Source organism: Cupriavidus sp. 96C5-1 (assembly GCF_057798855.1).
In genome coordinates this window covers 15446-42323 of record NZ_JBYOJU010000066.1, presented here as the reverse complement: position 1 = coordinate 42323, position 26878 = coordinate 15446, and the positions used below count along the sequence as shown (strand labels likewise).

The window sequence follows — 26878 nt, the reverse complement described above, 5'->3', positions numbered from 1 at the left end:
GCTATTGCACAAAGGCTTCACGAAGGGCGACGACCGGCTGATTCGGATCACGAAGGCGGACAAATGGGCCTAAGTGCCCAAAGAACGCATCGGCTGGTATCGCAGCCTCGGGGGCACTTACCCCCCTTTTGCTAATCTGGTTCCTTGCCAGCATGATTAGCGCAACCGCCGTCGGGATGCAGGTATTTGGCCCCATTCCGCCAGGGATTTCGCCATTCAACCAAGCGCTGCAGATATGCCGCTTCTTCCCCTTCCTGCCCTCCGCTATGGCAGCCATCTCGGCGGGGATGTAGCGCCTGCCAAACAGAGTCTCCGCGAGTGAGCGTTTCAACAGGTACATCGACTCACCAAACGAGAGCCCGGACAGGTCTTTGCTCACCAAAATCGTATGCAACAGTTCCGCAGCCTCCTTGACCGTCTGCCCGTGCTTGTCCACCCGGGCCTGCAACACCTTCAGTACACCGGCCAGGCCATGAGAGAGCACCATCGCGTTGACGCTTTCACGGATGGATGGAAAAGTGCCCGGCAGAGTGACAGGTTCGGGGTGACCCACGGTATGGGCCTTGACCGTCCCTACGCCAGGCACGTCAAGGCGGATTTCGGCGAGCGGACTCCCAAATGCGATTTCCCCAGCTCTGAACACTGGAATACGTCCGGTGACTTGCTCGACCCAGTGCTCCAGTGCTGCGCCCATCTCGGAGTCCGCGTTTTCTTCCTCCTTCGCGCGCGAAGTGCTTCCCCAGGTTGTCACCACACGATGTGGTGCACCCACCTGCCGGATCGCCGTGCTCGCCAGTAAGTTGGAAACACCCGGGCTTGCCCCCATACCAATGATCGCAGTGATCCCCGCGGCCTCGGCCTTGGCGTGCAGACCCAGCATGGCCAGAGTCGGCTCGGGATCGTCGCAGATGTCGATGTAGTGGCAACCCGCATCGATTGCGCACTCGAGCACCGCCGTGCCGAAGAGGTAATATGGGCCGATGGTCGATACCACGACGTCGTATTGCCTCAGGACATTCGTCAGGGCCACACGGTCGCGTGCGTCCACCTCCATGGAATCTATGGATGGATGCCTCAGTGCAAGCGCATAGTCTCGGGCCGCACCCACGTTTCTGTCGGCGATGGTAAGCCGGGTAAAGGCCTTGAGCTTGATCGCCGTCTCGACAAAATGCCGGCCCATGAGGCCGCAGCCTCCCAAAGCAATCACGTTCATGCCGGTTCTCCTCCAAGCGGCCCGAGCATGGCCGGAATTGAGTTCAGGCTGACGGTGCCGTGCGCCAGGTCATCCAGGGAGTACGGCGCACTCCCGGTCAACCCCAGTTGCGTCAGCAAATGAAGCGAGGCTAGACGGGGCCTGCCGCTCAGCCGGCTTGACTTGCCAATGTCGCGATTGTCAAACCGGATCCCCCGATAGCGCCGGCACGATATCTTCAATCAGAGCATCCGGCCATCCCGTCAGTTGCTGACCAAGTCCGTGAATCATCACGACGGGCGGATCCGTGTCCGAGCCCAGTGACTCATATGCGAGCCGGACATTACCAATGCGAGCTAGCCCCAGTCTTGAAACCAAGATGCACTCCTAAGAACGCCATGTTTCGATGATACCTCAATTTATATCATAACTGTTATTATGTAATTTTGCACTAGAGTTCGCTCCAGAGCGAAATTTTTCCCGATGGGATACCGCTACCGAAGCCACCGATGATGGTGGCCGCAAAGGCCTTCAGAGCGAAGGCGCTTCGAGCAGCTAGACTATTCAGCCCACTGACAGCCTTCCCCATCAGGGGGCCACCGATCGGCACAAGCCCCGCGCCGATCAGAGCTTCTGCCGGCGAGTTTGGCAGCAGCCCGTCTGCAAAACCTCCTACACCGCTGCCTCCATAAAGTGCAGCAGCACCAACAAAGCCACCTCGACTCACACCCCACGCGGACACCTCGGTCGCGGTATCAAGTACAGCTTGCTTGGGATGCGCCGTGGTCCAACTCGAGCGAACCTGTTCAGCGCCCATTTTCAATGCGCCGGAGAAGTCAATTCTACCATCCAGGTATGCGTTGCCAACGCGCATCAATCCCTCACCAAGCCCGGGCGCTGCATCCAACGTTGCCCCCCTTTGGTTGGTGACAATATTGACATCGGACTCTGATAGTGGTCTTCCAACTACATTGGGGTAAGGAACTGCATACGCCTGAACACCAGTGCCAGCGTCGCCCCGAACTGCCGTACCAAATGTTCCCTCTGGGAGATTGATGTCGGGTGGCTGCCTGTTGATTGGGCCCCTCAACTCCTCACCTGCCATGGCACGCAAATCAGCCACACGCGCTTCGTGCATGGCCTCCGCGGCAAACGGCACGCCGGCACTACGTGAAACGCCAGTCACGGGGTCCACCTGCGCGTCTAGTATCCGCTGCTGCCACGCCGGCAGGTTCGACCCGCTCAAGTTTTGCTGTACCAGACTCGCACCCAGTGCATTGCCAATTGCGACACCGCATGAATTCGTCGTCTTTCGTGGATTTGACGCCCAGTCATAGGTGTAGTGGTGGTCTGCACCATCAATATCACGGTGCGCCTGCAGCCGCCAAAAGTAGTCATATTTCCAGGTTGCAACATCGGCACTAAGCCCGGTCACCTTGATCTTGTTTCCGCGCTTGTCTACTCATACAACGTGGCTTGCCCAAGGGGAATGGACGCCTTCAGCACGCGCCCTTCGGCATCATGGGTATAGCGATACTTGGCCCCCACCCCCCCGGATCTCTGCGTCAGGTTCCCAGCTAAATCCTAACTGTAGGATCGAGTCCCATCGGGGACTGGCTGACGACCATAGGAAAGATCCCACTTTCGACCCAACGCATCGCTTTGCGATACAACGCGACCGAGAGAGTCATAGCTTATTGCGTCTACGGCGCCGCCATCCGCATAAATCGTCTTCATCAATACCCAAACGGAATTTACGAAATAGGCCGTAACATTTCCATTCGTGTCGTGATCGAACATCTTCTGTCCAGACAAATTGTATCCAACAGCAGCAGATCAGACTTCCGTGATCTTCCTTCGGATGAACTCTTCAAAATTTGACGCCACTACATTTTCCCGCATATTAGTTGGATCGATCTCGATTACCTTCCAATCACTTTTATAAAAACCAGTATTAAAACCTTGAAAATCATCCCCGAATAAAAGAACCCCACTAAGACGGTCTGGAACATCGCCATATACTTCCGTCGGCTCCAGCAGACCACCGTACAGCATATACGCCGCCTGCCCTAGCTCTCCGAATCCCACAGCGGACAGAAACGACGTGTAATCCGCTGGCAACGCACCGTATATGGATCTAAGTTGAGCCAATTTCGAGCTATCCAAAGGAACCAGCTTGTCAAATGAAGTACCCGTTCCTTTTATAGACACCAAATCACTATAATTTGCCATTATTAACCCCACTATTCGAATATACTTCTAGCTGGACTACCCGTTCTATGAATCCCGCCCTGGTGCTGCTCAGGGAAACGTGCTGGGTGAATATTCCACCATTGATTCGGCCCTCCGTAGCTATTCTCAATGAGGTGATGGGCATCATACGGCGCACCTTCTTTGCGCGATATTGTAATACCATTTTTCGACGGGACATCTGCACTGTAAGTCGGCCATATCCGACCAGTCTTCATCTCCCACTCTTTAATCAAGTCATTCTTCACGCTGTTGAACTGAGTTCTATGCGCTGTAACCGCTTCGGATCCTAGTCTACTGTACTTGTTAGTACGTAGGTTGTCAGCAAGAAGCACTCGTTGCTCCTTGGTTAGCTTCATGCCCGTTTGTAACTCGACGTCTCGAATGTACGAACGCCCTCTACTTGATAGCTGTGACCAGCCGCTAGTCGTAGCGGTAGGAGCGGCAGCTTTCGACGGGCCCGCACCCCGAAGCATACCCATTCCTGCGACTAGTTCCAGCCCCCCTCCAAAAACGGGGCTGTCATATTTTCCACGCAAGCCATCTGCGAATGGAACGTAGTCAGGATACCCGGGCAGTGCTCCGCTAAGTATATTCACGCCGCTTTCGACAATGCTCAGTCCCGTGTTCCAGGCAACCTTGCCGGTGTCCAGCAACGCACTGGGCAAACCTTGAGGGTCACGCCCACCCGTGGCCGCAAAGCTCACGTCTGGCGCGTCAACCTCCTGCAGCCGCGTACCGATAGCGCTCGGATAAGGCACTGCATTCGCTGCAGTGCCTGTCGCGGTTGGGTGCGGCTGAGCAGGGGCTACTACCGCGCCGGGTGTGTAATAGATGCTACGCCCTCCATCCCGATAGCTCTGCACAGACGAAACGTCATATCCCGGAATTGCCGGCGGCTCACCATCGTCACCCGCTGCCTTCTCAACCCTCAACCTCGAGTCGGCCGCGTCTGCGCTCTGCGCCACCACGGTACCATCGGGCAGAACCGGGATGGTTTGCGACCGAGTCCAACCGAGGCCATTAATCGGCACATCGACGCCGGTGGCTCGGATATTGATTGCTTCGCCACCGTACCACCGCGCATATCGATCCGCCTGGGTCTGCGGTTGCCCTATATCGCTCCAGTGGTAACCACCGCCACTCGGGCTAGCGGCCATCGGCGGATCATTCCAGATAGGCGAGCGTTGCAGTTCCGCAATCTTGTCGCCCAGCACATCTTCCCGCGAACTCGCTGCCTCGCTGAAGTTGCTAACCAAGCTATTACCCAATGCATTGCCAAACGCATCAGCCAACGCCCGCGCAGCCTCAAAACGCCCCTCGCGCGCGACCATTCCTCCAACAGCCTGATAGGTCACTGACTGCGTGGCGCGCCTTACGGTGTCACCAACAACGAGCTCCAGTGCCTCCGCCGCAGGTCGTATCACATTCTCGACCATCCGAGAGGCAAGTGGCGCCGCAATCGCTGCTGCCGCAACCGCTGCCCACTCGAATCGACTCTGTTGCCCCACCAGGATGTTCGCTGCCTGCGAGGTCGCCGCATGAACCGCGCCGATCGCCGCCTGGGTGGCGTCCACCCCCATTTCTGCGACTCTCAGCGCACTTTCAACATACCGGGCACTGGCCGCTCCCAACCCGGCCCCAATAGCGCTGACGGCCACCCCCTTCCAATTGAGTTTCGATTGCATACCCAGTGCCATACCGACGCCCTGCGCCGCAACCGAGCCTAGAGCGCCGCCCACAGCAGCCGCAGCGATACCGCCCACCGCGCTACCCGCCCATGTCCCGGTTAACACGGCTGTACCCGCACCGAACACGCTCGCCCCCGAAGCCGCCGCCCCGAACGCAATTGCCGCAACGCCCGCGGTAAATACCGTAACTACAATCGCCACAATGACAATGGCAATAATGCGCAGAATCGCTCCAAAGATCCCGCCGCCACCGCTGCTTTCCTGCTTGAGTTCCGGGGGATCTCCCGCAAACGCATTGGTGTCGCCTATCACCCGTGAAGCGCTATACGGACTGAATGTCTCTGCTGTGTTGTTCAGGTTCGTGACGCGGGATGGCACAGCGAGAACTCTCCCCTCGGCAGGACGGGTATTGCCATCCGTGTCGATTGAATTCGCGCCAGCCAACAGGTACCAGAGGTTCGCATCTCCCCAGAGAGTACTTGCGATACCTCGTAGCGTGTCATCCGCACCAACCGTATAGGTGGTGGGCGCATTGGCAGGGTTGCCCTCTGCAATTCGCTCGAAATAGCTTTGTGTACCATGGGCGCCAGCCTTGCTCGAGCCCATCTCCTGCCCGCCAACAAAGAAGAAGCGTTCGGTTCCTGCGCTGCTCTTCGAAGTATAAATATGCCCTTCGAAATCCGTAATATAATCTACATTTCTCGATGATTTTGAGTCATCGACCATCGACTTCGCATTTCCATTAGCATCAAATGTGACGACGCTCTTGTTTTTAATTAGCCCACCATAACCGGTGATGTTTCGCATCGCCGACGTTTGCTGCTTATAAGTACCGAACTTCTCGAATACGTTGTCGTACTGTTGCTTATACGAGTAGGAATTCCCGCGGTCCATATTGCCACGATGAGTGGCAGTATAGCCAGCAACATTCCCGTACGGATCTATCGTGTAGGTATAGATATCCTCGAATGTCGCAGGCCACGAACTTGTCTTTACGGTTCTCTGTCGCTGCCATCCATTATCATTATAATCAAGTAGCTCCTGACTCTGATATTCACCCTTGGAATTGTAGTTAACAATAGATGTTACACGACCATTAATATAGTCCCTGACATTCACCACAACGCCATTGCGCTTGGTTGAGGTCAACCGATCCCCAATGTCGTATGCGTATTCTTCATTGACGGACGTCCCGTCCTTCGCGAGTTCATTGACAGTCTTTCGATTGCCCACTGCGTCGTAGGAAATACGACTACCACGCCCAGCGCCAATAGTAAGCACATTATTGCTGAGATAGCCATCAGCCAGCGTCATCCGGTTCCTGGAGTCATAGCCATACCACATGTCCTCCGTGGTGGCCGAACCAGTCATCGCGGTGTAGCTGGTCGAGATATTCCGCCTATTTCCCGCTGCATCATATCGATAGGATATTGAGAAATGGGCGTCAACGGCTGATGAAATCCGCCCCTGCTCGTCGTAGGTTAGCCGAGTGTCCTTGTAGACCGTACCGGCCAGCGAAAATGCCTCGCGAATACGATTGCCGCTAGCGTCATATTCATACTGCGTGTGTCCGCCACGAGACGAGCCGGTACCAACGCCTGTTAGGCTACCGTCGTAGATATGAATAAGGCGATTATTCTGCCCATACACATAGTCAATAGCGACACCGCGTGAATTCGTCGTCTTCAGTAGATTTGATGCCCAGTCATAGGTGTAGTGGTGGTCTGCCCCACCAATATCACGGTGCGCCTGCAGCCGTCCAAAGTAGTCGTATTTCCAGGTTGCAACATCGGCATTAAGCCCGGTCTCCTTGATCTTGTTTCCCCGCTTGTCATACTCATACAGCGTGGCTTGCCCAAGGGGAATGGATGCCTTCAGGACGCGCCCTTCGGTATCATAGGTATAGCGATACTTGGCGCCATCCCCGCGGATCTCCTGCGTCAGGTTCCCAGCTAGATCATAGCTGTACGATCGAGTCCCATCGGGGCCCGCCCGGCTGATCATACGGCCCTGACGATCATAGGAAAGATCCCACTTTCGACCCAACGCATCGCTTTGCGATACAACGCGACCGAGAGAGTCGTAGGTTATTGCGTCTACTGCGCCATCCGCATAGATTGTCTTCAGCAACGCCCCAGCGGAATTTACGATATAGGCCGTCACATTGCCATTGGCATCCTGATCGAATATCTTCTGTCCAGCCAAATTGTATCCAACAGCAGCCGTCCTATTCTGAGAAGCTGTGTAAACCGTACCACCCTGCTCTTTCATAAAAACTGAGACCGGTCCGGTTTCCGTCAACTTCTGATTCCTTACATTATATGTAAATCGTGTTACCCAAGACCCGTCACGTTTATCGCTGACAGCCGTACGATTTCCCCAGCGATCGGTTTCAAAATACTGAATAGGATTAATTGTGCCGGCGACTCCCTCATTGGAGAACGAAGGTGAAATTTCACGAATTGTCCTTCCCATTGCATCGAAGACAACAGTCGTTCGCATCGCAAGACCCGCCGACAATCCGGCGGCACTTTGCGCAGACGTGTAACTGGACAGATCGACTTGCCGGCTCTCAATTTTTTGAGTGACATTGCCGGACAGATCGTGGAGAAAGATGCGATTAATACCGTCCTCATTGCTTGCCCACAGTCGGCCCGCATTGTCATAGCGGTAATACTCCTGCCAACCATCGTCAATGCCTTTGGCAACGGTTTCGCCGAATGCGTTGTAGGCCACCTGCTCCTTCGTTCCTTCAAAGAAGCTTAGTTTTCGCGTTTCGGTACTGCTGTTGTTCAGGATCCAGGACGCGCTGTCAGCCTGCCAAACACCAAGCTTGGCCTTGTCGAAGCCTATCGCGTCGAGAATGCCTCCCCCCTGCTGTTGCGCCACGGCCAGTGTCGTTGATATCTCTCCCGACCAGAATCCGTACCATTGATGGTTCTTTGGGTCCGGAGACCATGTGCCTGCCATGTCTCCAGTTGCCCTCGTACCATCAAGAAATGCCAGGCACCGTTTGATGAGGGGTCGGGTAATGGCTTGGTTTCCGCCCGCCAGGTCCGCATACAAAGCGGCACGTAGGAACAGCGCGACCTCGTGCGGCGACGAGTACGTACCAAAAGCCGTTCCGTAATCGTACCCAACGCACTCCCACACTACAGCGCCGTCAGACACGCGAGCGCCGATGGTCTTGGGCCACGCCGGTTCTGCACCGGCGGAAGTCCCACCTTGTACAGCCTTATAGACGTAACCGTTAGCGGTAGAGGGGCGAACAATCTTACCCGTGCCATAGCCACTGCCGGCATGACGGCCTTCGATCACCTTCGGGAAATCGCTTGGTGGATACTTTGCCGGATCCGTCCAGTTTTCATTGATCCAGCCAAGGAAGTCCATCACCACGCCACCGGCCGCGGCATCGGACGGTTTCTTCTGCCAGTATCGAGCCGTATCCTCCAGGATCCGGTATTGATAGCCACCCCAACCGGTGTTGGGGTCGGGGCCGTCCCAGCCGAAGGTATTCGCCTGCCCGTACTGCTCGCCATCGCTGCGTTCGGGATAGAAGACCGGCGTGAATGGACCGCGCTTCCCGGTTTGAAGCTGATAGTCGTTCTGAGACGCGTTCAGCATCTGGATCAACGACGACAACGCGCCAGCATCCCCCAGCGTATTCCACATAGAGGGTGACTGGTAACCCATATAGATGGGCCCTCGCCAGCCAATCAACTGCTGAGGCTCACCGGTGAAATTTGCCGTAAAAGGGATAGCGGCTGGCGCGTAGGCAATCCGCTGCAGGGTGGCCAATTGCCCAATCTGCTTGATTGTCAGCTTATGCGCAGCGCTGTGCGCGTCTGTCACCCCAACTGCGTAGATTGTTGTCCCTTTAGTGAGTCCGAATGCCGAGAGCGGCAGCACGAACCGCTGAATCCCGGTTCCCGCCAGCTGAATCGGGACGGATTTTCTGGATTGCCATTCGCCTTTGACCGGATCCATGAAGATGCTTACAGACTGCGGCACGGATGACCCGATCTCCACAACCACGGAGTCGCCGCTGAGCGCCTGGGTTATTCCCAGGCCGAACTGGGCTTCACCTGTGCCCGCTGCTAGGTCCGACGAGATGTGGCCATTTGCATCGCGAACCCAGCTTACAACGCCGGACGATCGGTTTGCATAGGACCAGCTCCCCTCGATGTCGAAGGCATTGCTTGTTGTTGTTCCGTACAACCACGGCGCCAATGGTGTCTCACTCCCGTTCGCCTGGGCGACACGACGCAGCGTCAGCGCGTGTTCCGCTGCTTCCTTATCGTTGATGCCGACGGTGAATACGGAATTTCCGGTAGTGAGTCCAAACTGCGAGAGCGGAATAACAATGCGCTGTACTCCAGTCCCAGTCAGCTGGATTTCAACGGATCGCCTGGACTGCCAATCCCCTTTTATCGGATCGACGAAGACGGTCAGTTTCTGCGAAATGGAGGAGCCAACCTCGATAACGAGCGAATCTCCTGCCAGTTTCTGCTCGAACCCCATTCCCAACTGCGCCTCGCCACTACCTGCCGCGAAACTCGCCGTAATCTCCCCCTGCGAATTACGTACCCATTGGACGGGGCCCGATCGGCTATGCCACTCCCAAGTCCCGGGCAAATCGAAGGCACTGGACGAACTGGTCGGATAGAACCATTGACTCCCTACGACCCTGGGAGGAGGATCGAAAGTCAGCGGCTTCTGCGAAGCCGGACGAAGGCGTCCGACCGTCATTTTGCCTTCATAACTCAGAATGAAAGCCTTGCCTGAATTCCACCCGCCACTCCTAACCCAATCGTTATACTGCTGATTCTCCGATGCCGTCGTGATTGATGTGAACGCATTTGTCTGCAGGCCGATAGCATAAGCACGGGTACCCGCCGCCAAGCCGGCAGAGGAATTTCTATCATCATTGGTACGGTGGACCCCAGATTCCGCATACGTGGGCTTGAACTCCGACAGCGGTATACGAAACGTCTGCATGCCTGTGCCAGCCAGCATGATGACTTTCGAGTACCGTCCCTGCCACACCCCCTCTTTCGTATCAATGAAGACCTCCATCCCCAGAGGTCGGTCCGATCCGACCTCGATAAGGATATCGTCACCATCCAGTACTGTATTCATGCCGTAGCCATACTGGACGTCACCGCTATCCTTCGGGATATCAATGACTGCGTTCCCCATGGAATCCCGGCTCCAGTTCGGCTCTGCACGCCCCGGTGTCACGTACTTGAACGTACCGCCGATATCAAACGGGGTTTTACCGACTGTCGGCCTTAGCCACGTGCGTCCATCGTCGTATCGATAGGCGATGTTTGCAGTGATCTTCGTCGCAGCCGCCGCTTTCTCCCACTTCGGATCCAGTGTCAGGGAGTGCAGCTCCGTAAAGGCGTCATAGGCCCAGGTGAGCACATCCAGTGCAGAGTCTATCTCGTTTGCGCCCAACTTATGCCAATAGGGCCATGCTTCGTACGGCTCCCCCTTTCGGACAATCTCTCCGGTCTGTGTCGTATAGGTAAGCAACCATCTGCCGCTTACGTTCTCGGAGAGCCTGACCTTCGTACCCACGCCGGGCACATATTCCTGAGAAGCGATGGAAATCTTGCGCGCGCCCGGGGCGGTCTTGAGCTGGGAATGTGGGTTGTCCCAAACATACTCACTATCTAGCGTGCGTGCGTGGAAGATGCTACGGACCAGTTCGCCATGCGTATCCCCCCGTTCCGGGATCAGCAATTCACCGTTCGATACTTCAAACGATTGACCGTAGTGAATCTCGTCGCTAACGAAATCGCTCTTCGCAGCATAAAGCCAATGAGGAGCGAACATGTTCTTCTCACCTGCCTGATCCGGTGGCGTATCGGTAAAATACATCGCCTCAAGCAGATTCGTCGACAGCTTGTCGACGATCGTCTTCCATCGCGCGTCTCCGGTGGCACGATATGAATCGATGGCACCTCGCAGCATGATGAACTGGCCTTCCGATGTTCCGGACGACGTGTTGAAGTAGTTGCCTCGACCGGTCTCATCGTGGAATGCATTCACGATCAGTCCATATTCGTCCAACAGCTTTCCAACATCACTCGTGTCATTGAGCTTCTGTACCTGCGTGACAGGCGACGCAGTGCTAGACGGCAGCAGCGTCTCCGTAAGACGTCCAAGCCGGTCATACTTGAAGACCGCTGTCTTATATACCGCGGGCTCTCCTGAAGCAGCTTTGAACAGAGACCACTCGCGCGCTTTTTTTCCGAACACATCGAATGACGCCTCCGAGACAGCACCATTCAGACTGGTGCCTATGCGATTGTTATGCCGATCGAATACCGAAAGCTCGATCTCATCGACGTCGCCATTGGAACCGCCACCCGCATAGCCTGTCTCGTTCGCGCTCGTTGGCGCATTGAAGTACTTTGTCTGGCGGACGACATTTCCAAAGATATCGCGATTGAACTCAATCAACTGCTTTCCGGAGCGACCCGTTGATGCATCGAGCAGGCGGTCAGGCGTTACGACAGCGGAAATACGACCGATAGCATCATAGTATGTGTAGGTGGCCCCCCCGGAATCGTCCAACACTGCAATTTGATTTCCAAGCACATCATATCGATAGTGCGTCGCGAAATCTGCAATACGCCTTGCTATAGAATTATTTGCCGGGTCTACATAATCGTACTCAATGCCTTTCCTTATTTCTGAGGTCTTGCGATTGAGTCGATCATGATAATATTCTGTGACGCGATCCTGCCCATATACTTTTGATTCTGCCGAGCCTCCCCATGCTCGCAGTGGTTCAGGATATCCGGAAATGGACCAGCCTCCTGGGAACCTTCTCGCAAACTCGATTTTTTTGGAATTATTTCCATTAGCGTCAAATTCGTAGCGCGTAAGATAGCCAAGCGCGTTTACCTCGGCCGTCAATCTATTATTTTTGTCGTAGTAATAGTAAGTATCGCTCCATCTATTCTGGACCATATTTGCCAGGATAGATTGCTTCCGGACGTTACCGAACGCATCGTAGAGGTTGATAGTCTTTTTCCCTGCGATATAGGATGAAGCTGCCCCTACTTCTAGAGAATCGAAATTGTATCCCTCCGGCTCAACTACAGTCTCCAGCCTGTTCAGTTTGTCGTAGCTGTTCTTTACTGTCCTGTCGCTGCTTCGGCTCGACCCAGGCAGGTCCCCAAGCAACCTATCAAACTCGATGTTTGTGATGGGTGCGGCTGGATTGCTTCGCGAAAGCAGATTAAATCGTTGGGAAAGACGAGTAATGGATATCTTGTTACCGAATGCATCATAGCGATTCTGTATGACATACCCTTCGGCGTCTATTTCCCCGATAACTCTGCCAAGCTTGTCATAGACCTTGTAAGACAGGTTTCCGCCAGCATCGCGATTCACTGCGGCCCGGCCAAATGCATCGAATGTCACAATGCTTGTCGGCGAGACGATTTTCTCGTGACGCGCGCCGTCCGTCACACTCAGCCTGTCTGTCGCCGGATCATAGATTGCAACGTCAGGAAATCTCACCGACACCTGATTTCCTATGGGATCGTAGTCATAGTAAGTAGTACGCGCACTGACGCTACCCGCAGCCTCTGTACGTGAGGTAAGCTGTCCAAGAGCGTCATACAAGAATGTCGTCTGCACAGCCACCGTAGTTGATGATAGGGAAGGACTGGCAATTCCTCCCCCCGACCACCAGACTTGAGTCGGCGCTGTGGTCTCCGAGACAAGCCTCCCCGCTGCGTCGTAGCCATATACCCAGCTGTAGCCCTTCTTGTTCACGAACAGGATCTTGTTGCCTGCTCCGTCGTACGTGAAGCGTTCCCGCCCACCTTCCGCATCGACGGTCTCGATCAGTCGACCTTCCGCGTCATACCGGGATGATGTAACAGCCGTTGCGCCAGATAGGCTTGTATTGGATGCGAACTGGCGAAGCGTCGCCTCATTCGCGCCGGCCGGATTCGCGATGGCGTTGGCGTAACGGGTGCTTGCGATAGCATGGCCCGACGCGTCGTACTGCTTTGCAGTGACGTAGCCCAAGGCATCCACCACGAATATGGCACGCCCCGCACTGTCCAAGATAGTTCGGGTGGTCACAGCTCGGAGAGCCGCATCCGCCGGAAGCGCGCCAGAAATTGCTGCTTCCGTAACCGGTTGGCCAACTGCAATGGCCTCCGCAAAGCGGGTGGACCCAATGCGCCTGCTCGACGTATCGTAATCCGTCCTGGTTACGAACCCCAATCCGTCTACGGTGTAAGACACTCGCCCAGCGCGATCAAGAACACTATTCAACACATGATCTTCGGAAGGCGTCAGAATTAGACTCTTCGCAAGATCGGCTATCGTGCTCGATGGCGGTACCGCAATCGCTCGCGCGTACCCGACCTCCCTTATCACGTTGCCAGCGCCGTCGTATACCAATTCGGTGACATAGCCCAGACTGTCTACTCTATATCGAAGGCGATTGGCTGCGTCATAGGAGTTCCAGGACCCCACATCGGCCGACGCGTCCGCAAGAGAGGCAACCAACGCAGACATGCTTGTGACGTCAAGCACGGCTGGAAGCGATCCCACCTTGGCTAGTCTTAGCGTTCCGCTAACATTGCCATTGCTGTCGTAGGTGAAGCTCGTAATATGATTCAGCGCATCTATCGCGTATGCAATCCGTCCATCTTTGTCGTAGACGGAACGCTCCGTCCTGTCGGTGAGCGGTGTCGGTACCAAGCGAGGCTCCACATCGCTTGTGGATATCGCGTCGCCCAGGCCTGAAGTTGAAATCGCCTTGGTATACCGGGTCTTAGAAACCAGACGATCTGCCGCATCGTAGACTCTTCGCTCGACCGAGCCTGCTGCCTCCACGGTCAACGAAAGACGTCCGGCTGCGTCATAGACGAAGCGGCTAGAATAGCCAAGGGCGTCTGCTTTTGACGTTAGCTGATCCGCGCTGTTATAGCGATAGGTTGTGCGCAGCGCCAATCCGCTTGGATCTGCGATTTCGGCAACGCGGCGTCCTAGCTTGTCCCATTCGTATGCTATGGTGTGAGCGCCCAGTGCCCCGGCGCCGTCAGTCCGTGATACCAGACGCCCTGCCGCGTCGTACAGGAAGGTAGTGACGATATTCGTGCCGGTTGGATCAATCCGAATCGAGCTCACCCTTCCGGCCGCGTCGAAAGTCGTCTCCGTGCGCACGCCGCCGGCATTGGTGACGCTCAGCCTGTGCCCTCGGCCATCGAATTCGTAGGACGTTGTGAGATTGAGGCCACTGGGGTCCACCCGTTCCCGCAAAACCCGGTTTGCCGCATCGTACTCATATGCGACGCGACGTCCATCGCGATCGACGCTGAACGCCAATCGTCCCGCGGCATCATACTCGTCGCGAGCGATGCCGGCGGAAGTCGTTGTCGCGACAATATGGCCATTCCGGTCAAACTCGTAGCTCCTCGCCACCCCGTTGCCTTCCAGCGTGGAGCGGACTTCTCCAAACTCATTGTAGAACTTCTTGACCTGAACACCTTCCGCAGTGGTCGTCGTGACTGACCTTTCCGCTTGGTTGTACACCGTTCTTACAGAGCGATTCAAGGCATCGCTCTGTGTCAGAGTGCGGCCAAACACATCCAGGCTGAAGGTCGTCAGACGCTGCCCAGGGAGATTGATCGCAACCGTCCTGCCAGCTTTGTCGTAAGAGTACTGCGTTACGTTGCCACCGCCATCCTTGACGCGAATCGGTCGGCCAAAGGCATCGACCTCTGTCGTGGTGGCTCGATTCAGCCCACCAACATCATCCGTTTGCGATACAGCGTTGCCAAGTCTGTCACGTACAAAACGAGAAATAGCCGATACGGTTGTGTTCAGCGTCGTTGCGGTCTCGATGACCTCGCCGAAGGCATTCAGCGTCTTTGATAGACTTCCGCCGCCAACGGTCGACGACGAGAACTGAAGACCACGTCTATCGTACTTGAACTCCGTGCGCGTATCGGCAGCAGGATTGCGGAGAGCGGCCAGTGCCGTCGAGATGGATGCGGTAATCGCGCCGCCGCTCATCCCCTGAAGTGCCATCGCGGAAAACTTGGCCGCATACCTGGTGCTGGCCAGTAGATCCCCCGTGACGCTGTACTCGTTCGCCACCGCTTCACCTGCACCATTAATTGTCAACACAGGCCGCCCAGCAGCATCGTAGAAACTCAGCGTACGATTCCCAGCAGCGTCGGTGGTGCTGACACGGCGCCCTGCGGCGTCATATCTGTACGATAGGCCTCGCGTCGCCCAAACTTGGTCAATCGCTGCCTGCGTGGGATTTGTCAATGCGGCGAGCGCCGCGACACCTTCCCCAGTAAGTTCGGCGACCACTCTGCCAAGCGCATCAAAGCGAGCACGGTAGCTTCTTGCAGTACCCCCAACCACCGATTGGGATGTGCGCTCAATCAGGTTTCCGCCAGCGTCATAAGAAAACGTGGTACGTAGGCCATCAGCGTTCGTGGTCTGCGAAAGACGATTCAGTGTGTCGTAGGTCGAAAGAACCGCACGATCCTCTGCGCTCTGCGTGGGGCGAAGGCTTGCGAGCGTGGCTCCGGCCGAATAGGTGACTCGCGTGGCGTAATCTATGACTTTGGTGACATTTCCCTTCTTATCCCGAAGGGATTCGGAGAGGAGACCATCCGCGCTTAGCGTGGCAGTCCTCTCACCCTTCCCGTCGTAGAAATACCGGATAGTCTGATCCGACAATGGCGACAGGCTAGGTCGGAGTGAATCAACAGTGGATGACGCGCCGAATGGATTGGCTCGGTTCGCGTATCGCGTTTCGCGAACAAGGTGACCTGCCCGGTCATATTCATAGTCGGTGAGATATCCCTCTCCGTCAAGCGCGCCAGCGAGACGTCCGTCGGCATCATAAAAGCTACGAGCGATGCGATCATTAGCGGCATCCGCGACCACCAAGATATCGGAGGGTCTCGGTCTGTTGGCTAGTCCACTAGTCGCGTATCGCGACGCGAATCTAACCATCGAAACCTGGCGGCCCGCACCGTCATATGTGTATTGCTTGACATAGCCCTCGGTATCGATCGACTTGACCAGCACCCCATTTGCATCATAGGCATTGAACTCCGAACGGTCGGCCGCTCCAGCCGGCGGTCGTGCCGCCGCCAGATCGAGGGCTCGGCCCGCCGCTACCGCGTCGCGAAGCGCGTTCAGTTGAACATCGGTCAGCCTGGTGGCATATCGGATGCTTCGGGTCAGCCGGCCAGAAGCGTCGCGCCAGTACTCGGTCAGATTGCCGTCCGAGGATACTTCGCCTGCGACTCTCCCTGCGGCATCGTAGAAAGAATAGGCTGCATTGCCCGTTGGATCAATGGTCGCCGAATGATGACCGTTGAGATCATATTTGAAGCTTGTCGTAGCCAGCACTTGCCCTCCAGTGCTCTGCTGCGTACTCACCAGTTCACCGGCCTGGTTGAATGTGCTGCTTGTTACGAGCCCATTGGCATACGTAACCTTCGTGATTCGAGAAGCATCGTCGTAGAAATTAACGGTCTGGCGGTTTGCGGAATCCGTTACCGTCAGCACCCTGCCGAGTCCATCATAGGTCCACTGCGTGATGCCGTTGTCCGCACCGACAGTCTTGAGTAGCCGTCCATGATGGTCGTAGACGTATGCGATTGTTGACTCCGTTCCATCGGAAATTCCGGTACCGGCAGCACTCGTACGTGCGTAGGTGGTCTTTTGACTGACATTGCCGCGAAAGTCGAACAAGTAATCGACACGCGCTACAGCCGTTCGATCTGCCGTGTTGTCTGACCATGCCTGCATCTGCGACAGCGTAGGCGCTTGATCCGTTACCAATCCGCTTACATCGAAGCTGCTCTTCGAATAGCGAATCTCGGCAATCTTCTGCGAGATCGCATTATATTGATTCTCGACAACCGCCCCAGAGGAGGCGACGACAAATCTCAGGTTATCCTTTTCGTCGTAGATGTACCTCGTCGTCAACGGCGATCCGGGCTTTTGACTTCCTGCCCCGTCAGGGTCCGGTACCAAATAGACTGTCTCGGATGTGAGCTGATTGTGTGTGTTGTACGTACGCGTAACAGTATTGCCGGACTGGTCCCGCTGAGTAACCACGTTGCCTCGGCTATCTCGCTCGAATACAACAGTTTTTCCGGTGGCGTCGCTGGTTGAGGCAAGGAATCCGGAGGCGTCGTAGGCATAGGTTACGTCCGACCGTACACCATTCACGGTCGGACCGGTAGACTTTGTTAGCCGATTCTGGCCATCGTATTGAATCTGGGAAACAGCGCCACCTTGGTCCGTGACCGAGGTGATACGTGCGGTCAGATCGTAGGTGATTTGGGTATCCCGGCTGACCCCATCCGCAGCGACAACGCTGATGCCGGAAACGCGGTACGCGCCACCAGTATTCTGATATGTGAACGCGACCCTGGATCCATCGCTCTCGCTAATGGAAGATACTCGCTTGCTACTTCCATCGTATGTGTAGGTCGTGACAAACGTCCTGCCATCCGCAACTGAGTTGTCCTCGGGTGTCAAGTCCACTATGACTTGTTGAAGCCTATTCTGCGCATCATAGAAGTATCGGACCGATGTCTCATTGACGCTACCTCCCGCCACCTGGCGTACGGTACGTACCTGAGTGAGTAGGGAGCCACTGTAATCCAGGTAGGTTGTCTCCCCATTCGACGTCGTGGCACTCGTCAATAGGCCTGTGGCACTGTATCCAAAGCTCACGCCGTAGCCGCTGGCGTCCACACTGGAAACGATCCGCCCCTGGCTGCCCGCGTCATATTGCTCGACGGCGCGCGTGCTGCCATGCGTCCAGATCCAGACTCCACTCTTGGAGCTTATCGTGTCAGAGGGACCATCCGGGCGTTTGAAGACGTAGGCGCCTGCCGATCCGTCATAGGTAAAGATCGCTCGAGAGCCATCCCAATCAAGACGCTCAACGGTACTGCCAACAGCGTTCAAACTGCCCGACAAAAGTGTTACCTTCTTCGACAGTCCGGTCGTCCAGTTGTCCCCGTTATCGTCAGTCAGATCCCCCTGGCTGTTATAGGATCGGTTGACCGAGACATCGGAGCCAACTCCGACCAAGAACGAATCCTGACCCCGAATGACCAAGTTGCCCGTCGTCGCATTGACGTATGCCTGGTCCGTACCGCGCCCGATCCTCGGGTCGAGAAGGGATCCGTTTGAACCCAGGACGGTGGTGGACGTTTGTGTTCCCAGGCCCGATCCAGCGATAACTGCAACCATCGTTTTTCTCCACACAAGGATATATTGAGTGCCTCTGTCGCACTCGAACTTAAAGAACTTATCCTTGCCGATCCGGGGTTGTTTACCCCCTACGAAGGGAGGGAGAAAAAACTTATCGAAACCAGAGAGATGTCAGTACCATCACCGACTCGAACCGCGCCATATGGTGTGCGGTCATCTATTCGCAGCGCAATGCAATGACAGACGTAAGCCAGGATCCAGCTAAGAGCGCACTCACGCGGCTTCTGTCCTATCATCGGCTTGACCCTCAGAATCCGGTCTTGTCCGCGGACGTGGTGCAGCTTGCCATTGATTGTGGGGACTTTGATCTGGCAAGGAAGATAGGTATGACGATTCCTGCTGAGTCCCGTCCGCTGGCTCTCTCTCGGAATCTGGGAATCACTCTGCTGGCACTAGGCGATCCGGATACGGCTTTCGACCACCTGGAAGTCGTTGTGACGGCTGCGCCGGATGCGGTCGAGCCCCGCTATGAATTAGCTTATGCCGCCTGGCGTAGTGGAAGAGCGGAGCAGGCGCTGGAAATCCTCTCTGCACCCAGCCTCTCCGGCCACATCGGCGCCAACCGTCTTAAGGTACGCCTGCTCCATACACTGAATCGCCCGGTTGAGGCGCTTGAAGCCGGTGAGCATCAGCTTTTCCTCGAGTTTGACTCCGAAATCGCCGGCGCCCTCTCTATTCTCGCCCTGGATATGGGAGACCACCAAAAAGCCGAGCACTACGCAAAACTTGCTCCGACGGATGGAGCGAGTCTTGTAACTCTGGGATATCGTGCTCTGGCCGAGGATCAGTTGGACCAGGCGCGAGACTACTTGAGTAAGGCCATTAAGCTGAAACCCCATTCCGGACGAGCCAAGGTTGCGCTCGGCTTGGTCGCGCTTGGCAGCGGCGACTACCCCGCAGCCATACTGACCCTGGAGGAGGCGGCTACCGCCTGGCCAGGTATATCCAGCAAAGCCGCCTTAGCATGGGCACACTCTATCTCCGGCAACCTCGAGACAGCGCTCCTGATCCTGGAGGAGATGGGCGGGGAAGCGAAGGACGATGCGGGTACTAGGGCAGCAATGGCCTTTCTTGCCGGCAACCTCTCCCGGGGACAGGAAGAGCTTGCTCGTGCCAATCGCCTTTCGCCGAACTCCACGTCAACGGAACTTGCTATTGCCATTGCCAAACTGAGAGAGGGAGCGCTTCCGGAGGGCAACGCCTTGCTAAAGGCTCTGCTCAAGAGATTGAAGAATGAAGCACCTCGGGACTAGAATCGAACTCGCGGCGGATACTGGTTAAGGACGGGATGTAGCTACTCGCAAAAGCCGAAACGAGGATTCGATCTGCAATGCCGGCCGCATTGATGACCCGAGCATCTCCGACGCGTCGCTTCGAAGCCACCGCGTGACCCTATCCATTCCCCCCAGATGTCCTCCACCTCCGCCATTCACCTCGTATCGTCCATGCTATGGACAGGATTCCTAGTTGCCGCGCCATTACTCTTGGTTACTCTTGTAGTAGGCGTCATCATTAGTGTGATTCAGGTTGTTACGCAGATCCAGGAAGCGACTCTGAGCTATGTTCCAAAGCTCATCGCAGCGCTAGTAACAATAGCCGTTGCTGGCTCCTGGATGCTAGGGCGGTTAACCGACTACGCTACCTCCCTATTTCTCTCAATAGCCAAGCTGGGGTAATGTGAGCGACCTTACGGCATGGCTTGCTATGGTGCTGCTGGCCTCGTTGCGGCTTGCACCCGCTCTCTTGCTTGCCCCTCCCTTTAACCAGCTCAAAGTTCCGAGCGTTATCCGGGTCCTCCTTGCAATTGGCATGAGCGCGGGCATCCTATCCGAATCCAGTTGGCCTTTGCCGGGACAGGTTTCAATTACGTGGACCATCAATGCCGCACTGGCGGAGCTAGTTGTCGGAGCAACGATTGCCCTCGCCTTACAGATTGCAACTGCAGCGGTCTATTTCGCAGGAAGAACGCTGGATATTCAGGCTGGATTCGGCTTGGCGTCGGTCATCGATCCGGCCACAAGAGCGCAAGTTCCGCTTATCGGGACTGTATTGCTGATGGCTGCAACCGCAGCATTCGTCTCCTCCGGAGGACTGGAAGACATCTTCTATTTCCTGGCAACTTCATTTGACATTGTACCGTTCGGTACAGGTTTGCAGGAAATTCCCCTTGGACCCTTGACGGCATTCGCATCCTCCGCCTTTGTCTATATTATCGGCCTGGTTGGAGGCATCATGTTGGCGCTGCTGATAGTGGATATATCTATCGCATTTCTATCCAGAACGATGCCGCAGATGAATATTCTGGTTATGGGACTGCAAATTAAAGTAATCGTTACCCTTCTTCTTCTCCCTGCCGTAGTTTCCCTAAATACGCCTGCCATGTCGGAAATTTTTCGATTGGCTCTCCGCGTCCTTACCAAGTAGCTATGGCAGAGCAGGAATCAAACCGATCGGAGGATGCGACCCCCTATAAACTCGAGCAGGCGAGGAAACGAGGCAAGGTCGTGCGCAGCAACGAGGTGGGATTTTCCGCTATGGTCGCGGCAGTCTTGCTCTACTCGTGGAATAGTGGTCCCGAATTCATTCGAAATATCGCGACCATTTTGCGAGAAGTACTGGCGGATGGATTGGGGCTTCACCCCGATCGAGGGGCCATGATCGCATTGGCTACACGGCACGGCCTCAGACTCCTCAATACATGCGTTCCTCTCTTCTTAATTATTTTGGGTGTCGCCCTTGCAGTTGGAACGGCACAGGTCGGGTTTCTATTTGCACCGGCGGCGGCAATACCGGACTGGCAACGCCTCAATATAAGTGAAAACTTCAAGCGCCTTTTCTCATCGCAATCCATTATTGAAGCGGCGAAGTCCACTGTAAAGGTCTCAGCCTATGGTCTCGCCACATATCTCGTCGTGCGCGACGCCTTTTACTCTGCAACGGGTGGGCCCATGCTCCTCGGCACCCTCGGGTCGGAAATCCGTCGCGCAGTCGTCAGACTGCTTGGGTTCTATGCATGCATTGCGCTTCTCTTTGCCGCAGTGGATTTCTATTTGGCCCGCCGTAAATTTTCCAGAGACATGAGAATGTCCAGGCGCGAACTCACCCAAGAACACAAGCAGCGTGAAGGAGACCCGAGAATCAAGAGCCGCAGGCGACAACTTCAGCGAGAAATGCTTGCCCGGTCTCAAAGCCTCGGTGCGGTCAAGGGTGCAAACCTCGTCGTAACAAATCCTACGCACTATGCGGTAGCCCTGCGCTATCGCGACGCGGATAACGCCCCGATCATTGTAGCGAAAGGGGCAGGCGAGAACGCCGCCCGGATCAAGAGGATAGCAGCGCTGTACGGAATTCGCACAATTGAGGAAAAGCGGCTGGCGAGAAGATTGTTTAGAACCGGAATAGTGGATTGCGAGATTCCTGTGAATTTATACCGGGACGTCGCGAAACTGTACTTTAACAATAAGATCTCAAAATGACCATGATGATACCAAATACTGAGAATCCCGGTGGAGGTATCACCTCTAGAAATTCCGATTTATTCTTGGTAACTGGCGTGCTTTGCATTCTTCTCATCCTGCTTGCCCCAATACCGGCAAGCCTATTGGATTTCTGCATACTTGCCAATTTTTCGCTTGCCCTTACCATCCTGCTTCTCACCTTCTACGTTGAGCGACCTGTTGACTTCTCAACATTTCCATCATTATTACTTGTAGCGACGCTATTTCGCCTGGCATTAAATGTAGCCGCAACCCGGCTGATCTTGACACATGGCGATGCGGGTCGCGTAATCGGGTCGATCGGTTCGTTCGCCGTCGGTGGAAACTTCGTTATCGGGATTATTGTCTTCCTTATACTGGTCGTCGTTCAGTACGTCGTTGTGACAAATGGCGCTCAGCGTGTGTCCGAAGTCGGCGCTCGCTTTGTGCTGGATGCTATGCCTGGTCAACAGATGAGCATCGATGCCGATCTGAATATGGGATTAATAACACAGGATGAAGCAAAAGTCAGAAGAAAATCGTTGGAGCGAGAAGCCGGATTCTATGGCGCAATGGATGGTGCCAGCAAATTTGTAAAAGGTGATGCGATCGCTGGCATTATAATTTTACTTATCGACATTATCGGAGGCTGGCTCATCGGCGTCGCTCAAATGGGAATGTCATGGAATCAGGCACTTCAGAAATTCACCCTGCTCACAATTGGAGATGGTATTGTCACCCAGGTTCCCGCACTGATCATTTCCGTTGCGACTGGCATTATCGTCACACGATCCGCCTCCGACAGTCAGCTAAGCGCTGAAGCCCTGCGTCAGTTGACTCGTTTCCCTCGCATCCAATTCATTACTGCCAGCGCCCTGATTGGCCTCATGCTAATGCCTGGTATGCCAAAGTGGCCGATCCTGCTGATATTGGCAATAGTTTTTCCTGCTTGGTGGTTAATTCAACGAAAGATGCAATTTAAGCAGGCATCGGATGCAAGCGAGGCTGATGCAACTCAGCCGCTTGAGGAAGTGCGTTCACCCGCCGCCCAGTTGGAGATTGCCATGGGCAGCCAACTCGCTAAAGCCTGGCTGCCTATGCGAGCGCTGGTGCTGGAGAGAGTTTCGACGCTCAGAACTCAGTTAGCACAAGAAACAGGCGTGGAGCTTCCCAGCGTTAGCCTGAGCGAGAGACAAATTCTGGCCCCCCATGAGTATCAAGTCTTACTAAGCGGTGATCGCTACGGCAAGGACGTTCTGTATCCTGAAAAAACCTTGGCAATCAGCGCCAATCGTAACCCGGAGCAAATTCAGGGCGTCGAGACGCGGGATCCCGCCTTTGGCCTTCCCGCTGTGTGGATCGAATCAAGCGATTCGGACTTGGCCAAGAGCCGGGGCTACACGTTGATAGACCCGCTGACGGTTCTGATTACCCATTTAACCGAAACGGTGAAGGGGAATCTTCCCAATTTTATTACGCGCGCCGAAGTAGTACGGCGTCTGGATGGGGCCCGAGCCCGCCAGCCCGGCCTGGTGGAGGAACTGATCCCCGGCATTCTGTCGTTCAGCGATGTCCAGCGGGTTCTGCAGAATCTGGTCGGAGAAGGGGTACCGGTCCGGAACATAGATCAGATCGTTGAAGTTCTGGTGGACGTTGGGCGCTATCAGAAAGATCCGGCTCTGCTCTGCGAGGCAATTCGCCAGAAGCTCGGATTCGCAATTTGTCAGTCGTTGGCTGGCGACGCAGGAAAGCTGGTCGTACTCACACTTGAACCCGCCCTGGAAATCGCGATCGGCGATGCGGTGCGCGCTGCAGAGTCGCCAGGAACCTCCGTCCTTGATCCGAAGCTCACCGAGCGCTTCCTAGCTAATCTTATCGCCATGGCTGATCGGATGATGCGGCAAGGCCTCCTCCCCGTCCTCATCTGTCACCCGGATGTGCGAAGGCATGTAAAGAACCTTAGCCGTCGCACACTTCCCCGACTCTCTGTGCTCGCGCTCAACGAGATACCGGCGGCCTTCGAATTGAGTGCATTTGGTCAAGTGGCAGCCACCCCCCCCACTCCAGGAGGGAACTAGTATTGTATGTAACAAAGTAATTTTCCGTTACACTCTGTAATATATTTGAAATATTGCTGGCTGTATTGCCAGTCTCTTGCGAAGCGGACAAAACGTGGCTGATTTGGCAATGTTGGCAATAGGGGCAATACATGCTGAATCCCGGCGAATCGAGATCGCTTCCCAGAATCTGGTGAACGGGGCTACGGCGGGATATAAACGGGATGTCCCAGTGGCGGGAACTGCGGGTTCCCTTACTGGTTCAGCGATCGAGCAGCGGCAGAAGTATTCTACGATTCTCGCGGCACCGGATCTCAGCGCTGGAGCGGTCTCGCTGAGCGCGGTTTCGACGCATATGGCTGTTCTTGGCGATGGTTTTTTTGAACTCGCCTCGCCCTCAGGTCCGGTGTATAGCCGGAACGGTTCCTTCTCTCTCGATGGAGCAGGTCGTCTTGTTTCCTCCCGTGGTTGGCCAGTCGCAAGCACATCCGGGGGCGACATCGTCGTCAAGAGCCCAACCTTCAAAGTCACCGCTGACGGGATGCTACTCGACGGCGATCTGCCTGTAGCAAAGATCCGCGTTGTCGACTTCATAGACAAGAGGAAGCTCGTGCGGGCTTCAGATGGATTCACGACAACGCAGCAGAACACGCGAGAGGTAGAGGCACCGCAGTTAAAGCAGAGCTACCTTGAAGCGTCCAACGTTGCGCTGTCGACTGAGTATGTGATTGTCATGGAAGCACTCAAACGAGCGGAAGCCGGGCAGAAGATGATGCACGCCTATGACGAAATGCTTGGGCAGGCACTCAAGCAAGTCGGAAACTGAAATGAATCAATCCTATTACATTGGCGCTATCGGACTGCGTGCTCAGCAAGGAGCGGTTGACGCTGTGTCGAATAATCTTGCCAATATCAACACCGCTTCATTCAAGCGCGTGGCCCCGGTTTTCTCCGAACTTCGCGGAGCCTCGGCGAGCAGCACCCCCCAGGTGTTAGCCTTCGGCGAAACCAGAGACCCTGCACTAAGCGGTGTGCAGATCGATATCTCCAACCGCTCGTTCGCTCAGGGGGAACTACGGCCCACGGGGAATCCGCTTGACCTCGCGATCAGGGGCACTGGCTTCATCGAGGTACTTGGGCAAGATGGTCAGATATTTCTTAGTCGCGGCGGGCAACTCAAGATCAATGAGGATGGCTACCTATCATTGGTAAATGGCATGCCTCTTAAAGCCATGGTGAATGTTCCCCGCGAAGCAACGGAGATTCTAATTTCCGAATCGGGAAAGATACTCGCGAACGTAGGTGGACAATCAACCGAATTGGGCGCAATCGAGCTAATCTCGCCAAAGGATACGCGAAATCTCATAGCTCACAGCGATAGTCTTTATAGACCAGATGACAGTACGCGTGAAGTGATCCAGGGAGAGCCGGGGCATGATGGCCTGGGCCTGCTGGCACAGGGTCACGTCGAATCATCAAACGTCCAATTAAGCGACGAGCTGGTTACCTTGATGCTTATGCAACGCGCGTACGCCGCAAGCGCTAAAGTCGTTCAAGCCGGTGACGAACTAATGGGAATTGCTAACGGCTTGAAACGATGAAGCTTTGGTTGGCCGCGCTCGCAGTCAGTTCGATTTCATTAGTGAATTGCAACGCTGAGCCGATACGATTAGGCTTCAGGGGATCCGCTGATGTACATGCTGGTCCAGTGCTGCTTCATGAGGTCGCAGATCTCTCTCAAGTAGAACCCGCCCTGATGAAACGCATCGCCGATATACCGGTTGCGCTTGTACGCAACCCTCTGGCTGGCCACACGGTTATGCTTCCGACCGCGAGCGTAATACGAGAACTCCGGCGATCCATACCGGCTCTCACCGATCATCTTTCCGCCGATAAGCAGGAGACCGTGGCGTTGCACGTTGCGAAGAGTGACTTGTCGCTACCACCGAACTCGTCAGGCGGGCTGCCCTGCTGGATTGTTGCGTCGCCGATATCCGCGGGTTCGCCTGTCGGCGTGGACGAAGTCTCTTTCAAACGTGAATGTCCAGTTTCAGTAGGACACCCACCGCCACTTCTATTTGACAAGACTAATTCCCTTGTCCTTGCTCGCAGAGACATCGCACAAGGGGAAGCGATACCCCCTGTGTCGGCCCAAAGCCTTGTCAAAGTGCGTAGCGGCGACGACGTGGAGATTACGGTAAAAGTCGGCGCTGTGCGCTTGGTGAGCAAAGGCGCAGCTGTGCGCCACGCGCATGCAAGCGAATCGGTGTTTGTCCGGACAAAGAGCGGCGCGATAGTTGCCGCAACGACGGGTCATAGCTATGAAAATCAATCTAGTCAGGCTGTGGAGCTGTGCCATCCTTGTCTCGGCAATGCCACCGGCACAGTCCGCTGACCTATACCAGCCAACGGCGCACACCGCATATGCAGCTGACCGGCGAGCCGCGCAAGCGGGCGATGTCGTCACGGTCATCGTCGTCGAGAACTCTACGGCGTCCAATACCGCCGACACCAGCACCAACGCGAATTTTGGCGTACGCGCTGACGTCTCGGGCAATTGGGCAGGACAGCACCAGCTTCGTGCTGGCGTCGGCGACGACTATTCCGGTAAGGGCAGGTTGCAGCGAACAGGCCGCCTCGTAGCCCAGGTGACCGCATCGGTCATGGAGGTCCTGGCAAACGGCGATCTGCTTGTCGCCGGGAGCCAGGCAATCGACATCAATGGCGAGAAAACCAATATCAAGCTGCGGGGACGAGTTCGGGCAGTCGACATCGCGGAGAACAACACCGTTCTCTCCAGCCGTCTGGCGGATGCAAAAATAGACTACATCGGGGACGGATTTCTTACCGATCGCGCGAGGCCTGGCCTTATTCCCAGGTTTTTTGGATGGCTGGGCCTTTGGTGAACAG

At 55.5% G+C, this 26878-nt stretch carries 13 protein-coding genes; 9 read left to right on the top strand and 4 right to left on the bottom strand.

The genetic code is table 11. From position 1 onward, the window contains the following. Position 1 precedes the first annotated feature (1 nt). The 4 genes from AC3FOF_RS41095 to AC3FOF_RS41080 form a co-directional block, all read right to left on the bottom strand. Positions 2-1213: a saccharopine dehydrogenase family protein gene (locus tag AC3FOF_RS41095; RefSeq protein ID WP_488729925.1), complete on the bottom strand. Its 1212-nt coding sequence runs from the start codon at positions 1211-1213 to the stop codon at positions 2-4. Between the two features lie 430 nt (positions 1214-1643). Beyond that, on the bottom strand, positions 1644-2627 hold the full coding sequence (locus tag AC3FOF_RS41090) for a hypothetical protein (RefSeq protein WP_488729924.1): 984 nt from the start codon (positions 2625-2627) through the stop codon (positions 1644-1646). Positions 2628-3028: 401 nt separating this feature from the next. Continuing rightward, the gene (locus AC3FOF_RS41085; RefSeq protein WP_488729923.1) at positions 3029-3424 is read right to left on the bottom strand and encodes a hypothetical protein; all 396 of its coding nucleotides are present in this window, start codon (positions 3422-3424) and stop codon (positions 3029-3031) included. 11 nt (positions 3425-3435) lie between these two features. After that, positions 3436-18414 carry a hypothetical protein gene (locus AC3FOF_RS41080; protein ID WP_488729922.1) on the bottom strand — a complete coding sequence of 4993 codons (14979 nt, stop codon included), beginning with the start codon at positions 18412-18414 and terminating at the stop codon, positions 3436-3438. A 347-nt stretch (positions 18415-18761) separates the two neighbouring features. Here AC3FOF_RS41080 and AC3FOF_RS41075 point away from each other — a divergent pair, with 347 nt between their 5' ends. The 9 genes from AC3FOF_RS41075 to AC3FOF_RS41035 all read left to right on the top strand — a co-directional run bounded on the left by AC3FOF_RS41075 (position 18762) and on the right by AC3FOF_RS41035 (position 26874). Next, positions 18762-19688, top strand: a complete 927-nt coding sequence (locus AC3FOF_RS41075) for a tetratricopeptide repeat protein (RefSeq protein ID WP_488729921.1) — start codon at positions 18762-18764, stop codon at positions 19686-19688. Between the two features lie 156 nt (positions 19689-19844). Beyond that, positions 19845-20111 (top strand): flagellar biosynthesis protein FliQ, encoded by a 267-nt coding sequence (fliQ, locus tag AC3FOF_RS41070; protein ID WP_488729920.1) that lies wholly within the window; start codon positions 19845-19847, stop codon positions 20109-20111. Between the two features lies 1 nt (position 20112). Further along, positions 20113-20859: a flagellar biosynthetic protein FliR gene (locus tag AC3FOF_RS41065; RefSeq protein ID WP_488729919.1), complete on the top strand. Its 747-nt coding sequence runs from the start codon at positions 20113-20115 to the stop codon at positions 20857-20859. Positions 20860-20861: 2 nt separating this feature from the next. Continuing rightward, positions 20862-21911, top strand: a complete 1050-nt coding sequence (locus AC3FOF_RS41060; RefSeq protein WP_488729918.1) for an EscU/YscU/HrcU family type III secretion system export apparatus switch protein — start codon at positions 20862-20864, stop codon at positions 21909-21911. Beyond that, on the top strand, positions 21908-23989 hold the full coding sequence (locus AC3FOF_RS41055; protein WP_488729917.1) for a flagellar biosynthesis protein FlhA: 2082 nt from the start codon (positions 21908-21910) through the stop codon (positions 23987-23989). The genes AC3FOF_RS41060 and AC3FOF_RS41055 overlap by 4 nt, the downstream gene beginning before the upstream one ends. Positions 23990-24083: 94 nt before the next feature. Beyond that, a complete protein-coding gene (locus AC3FOF_RS41050; RefSeq protein WP_488729916.1) occupies positions 24084-24794 on the top strand; it encodes a flagellar hook-basal body complex protein in 711 nt (236 codons plus the stop codon). Position 24795: 1 nt separating this feature from the next. Beyond that, positions 24796-25569, top strand: a complete 774-nt coding sequence (locus AC3FOF_RS41045; RefSeq protein ID WP_488729915.1) for a flagellar hook-basal body protein — start codon at positions 24796-24798, stop codon at positions 25567-25569. After that, on the top strand, positions 25566-26363 hold the full coding sequence (locus AC3FOF_RS41040; RefSeq protein WP_488729914.1) for a flagella basal body P-ring formation protein FlgA: 798 nt from the start codon (positions 25566-25568) through the stop codon (positions 26361-26363). Before AC3FOF_RS41045 ends, AC3FOF_RS41040 begins: the two co-directional genes overlap by 4 nt. Further along, positions 26290-26874 carry a flagellar basal body L-ring protein FlgH gene (locus AC3FOF_RS41035; protein ID WP_488729913.1) on the top strand — a complete coding sequence of 195 codons (585 nt, stop codon included), beginning with the start codon at positions 26290-26292 and terminating at the stop codon, positions 26872-26874. Before AC3FOF_RS41040 ends, AC3FOF_RS41035 begins: the two co-directional genes overlap by 74 nt. Positions 26875-26878: the final 4 nt, after the last annotated feature.

Excerpts from the sequence above, each read along its gene's own strand:
- fliQ (WP_488729920.1), top strand. The coding sequence starts at position 19,845 with ATGTCCTCCACCTCCGCCATTCACCTCGTATCGTCCATGCTATGGACA.
- AC3FOF_RS41075 (WP_488729921.1), top strand. The coding sequence starts at position 18,762 with ATGACGATTCCTGCTGAGTCCCGTCCGCTGGCTCTCTCTCGGAATCTG.
- AC3FOF_RS41055 (WP_488729917.1), top strand. The coding sequence starts at position 21,908 with ATGACCATGATGATACCAAATACTGAGAATCCCGGTGGAGGTATCACC.
- AC3FOF_RS41085 (WP_488729923.1), bottom strand. The coding sequence starts at position 3,424 with ATGGCAAATTATAGTGATTTGGTGTCTATAAAAGGAACGGGTACTTCA.
- AC3FOF_RS41035 (WP_488729913.1), top strand. The coding sequence starts at position 26,290 with ATGAAAATCAATCTAGTCAGGCTGTGGAGCTGTGCCATCCTTGTCTCG.
- AC3FOF_RS41095 (WP_488729925.1), bottom strand. The coding sequence starts at position 1,213 with ATGAACGTGATTGCTTTGGGAGGCTGCGGCCTCATGGGCCGGCATTTT.
- AC3FOF_RS41045 (WP_488729915.1), top strand. The coding sequence starts at position 24,796 with ATGAATCAATCCTATTACATTGGCGCTATCGGACTGCGTGCTCAGCAA.
- AC3FOF_RS41040 (WP_488729914.1), top strand. The coding sequence starts at position 25,566 with ATGAAGCTTTGGTTGGCCGCGCTCGCAGTCAGTTCGATTTCATTAGTG.
- AC3FOF_RS41080 (WP_488729922.1), bottom strand. The coding sequence starts at position 18,414 with ATGGTTGCAGTTATCGCTGGATCGGGCCTGGGAACACAAACGTCCACC.
- AC3FOF_RS41060 (WP_488729918.1), top strand. The coding sequence starts at position 20,862 with ATGGCAGAGCAGGAATCAAACCGATCGGAGGATGCGACCCCCTATAAA.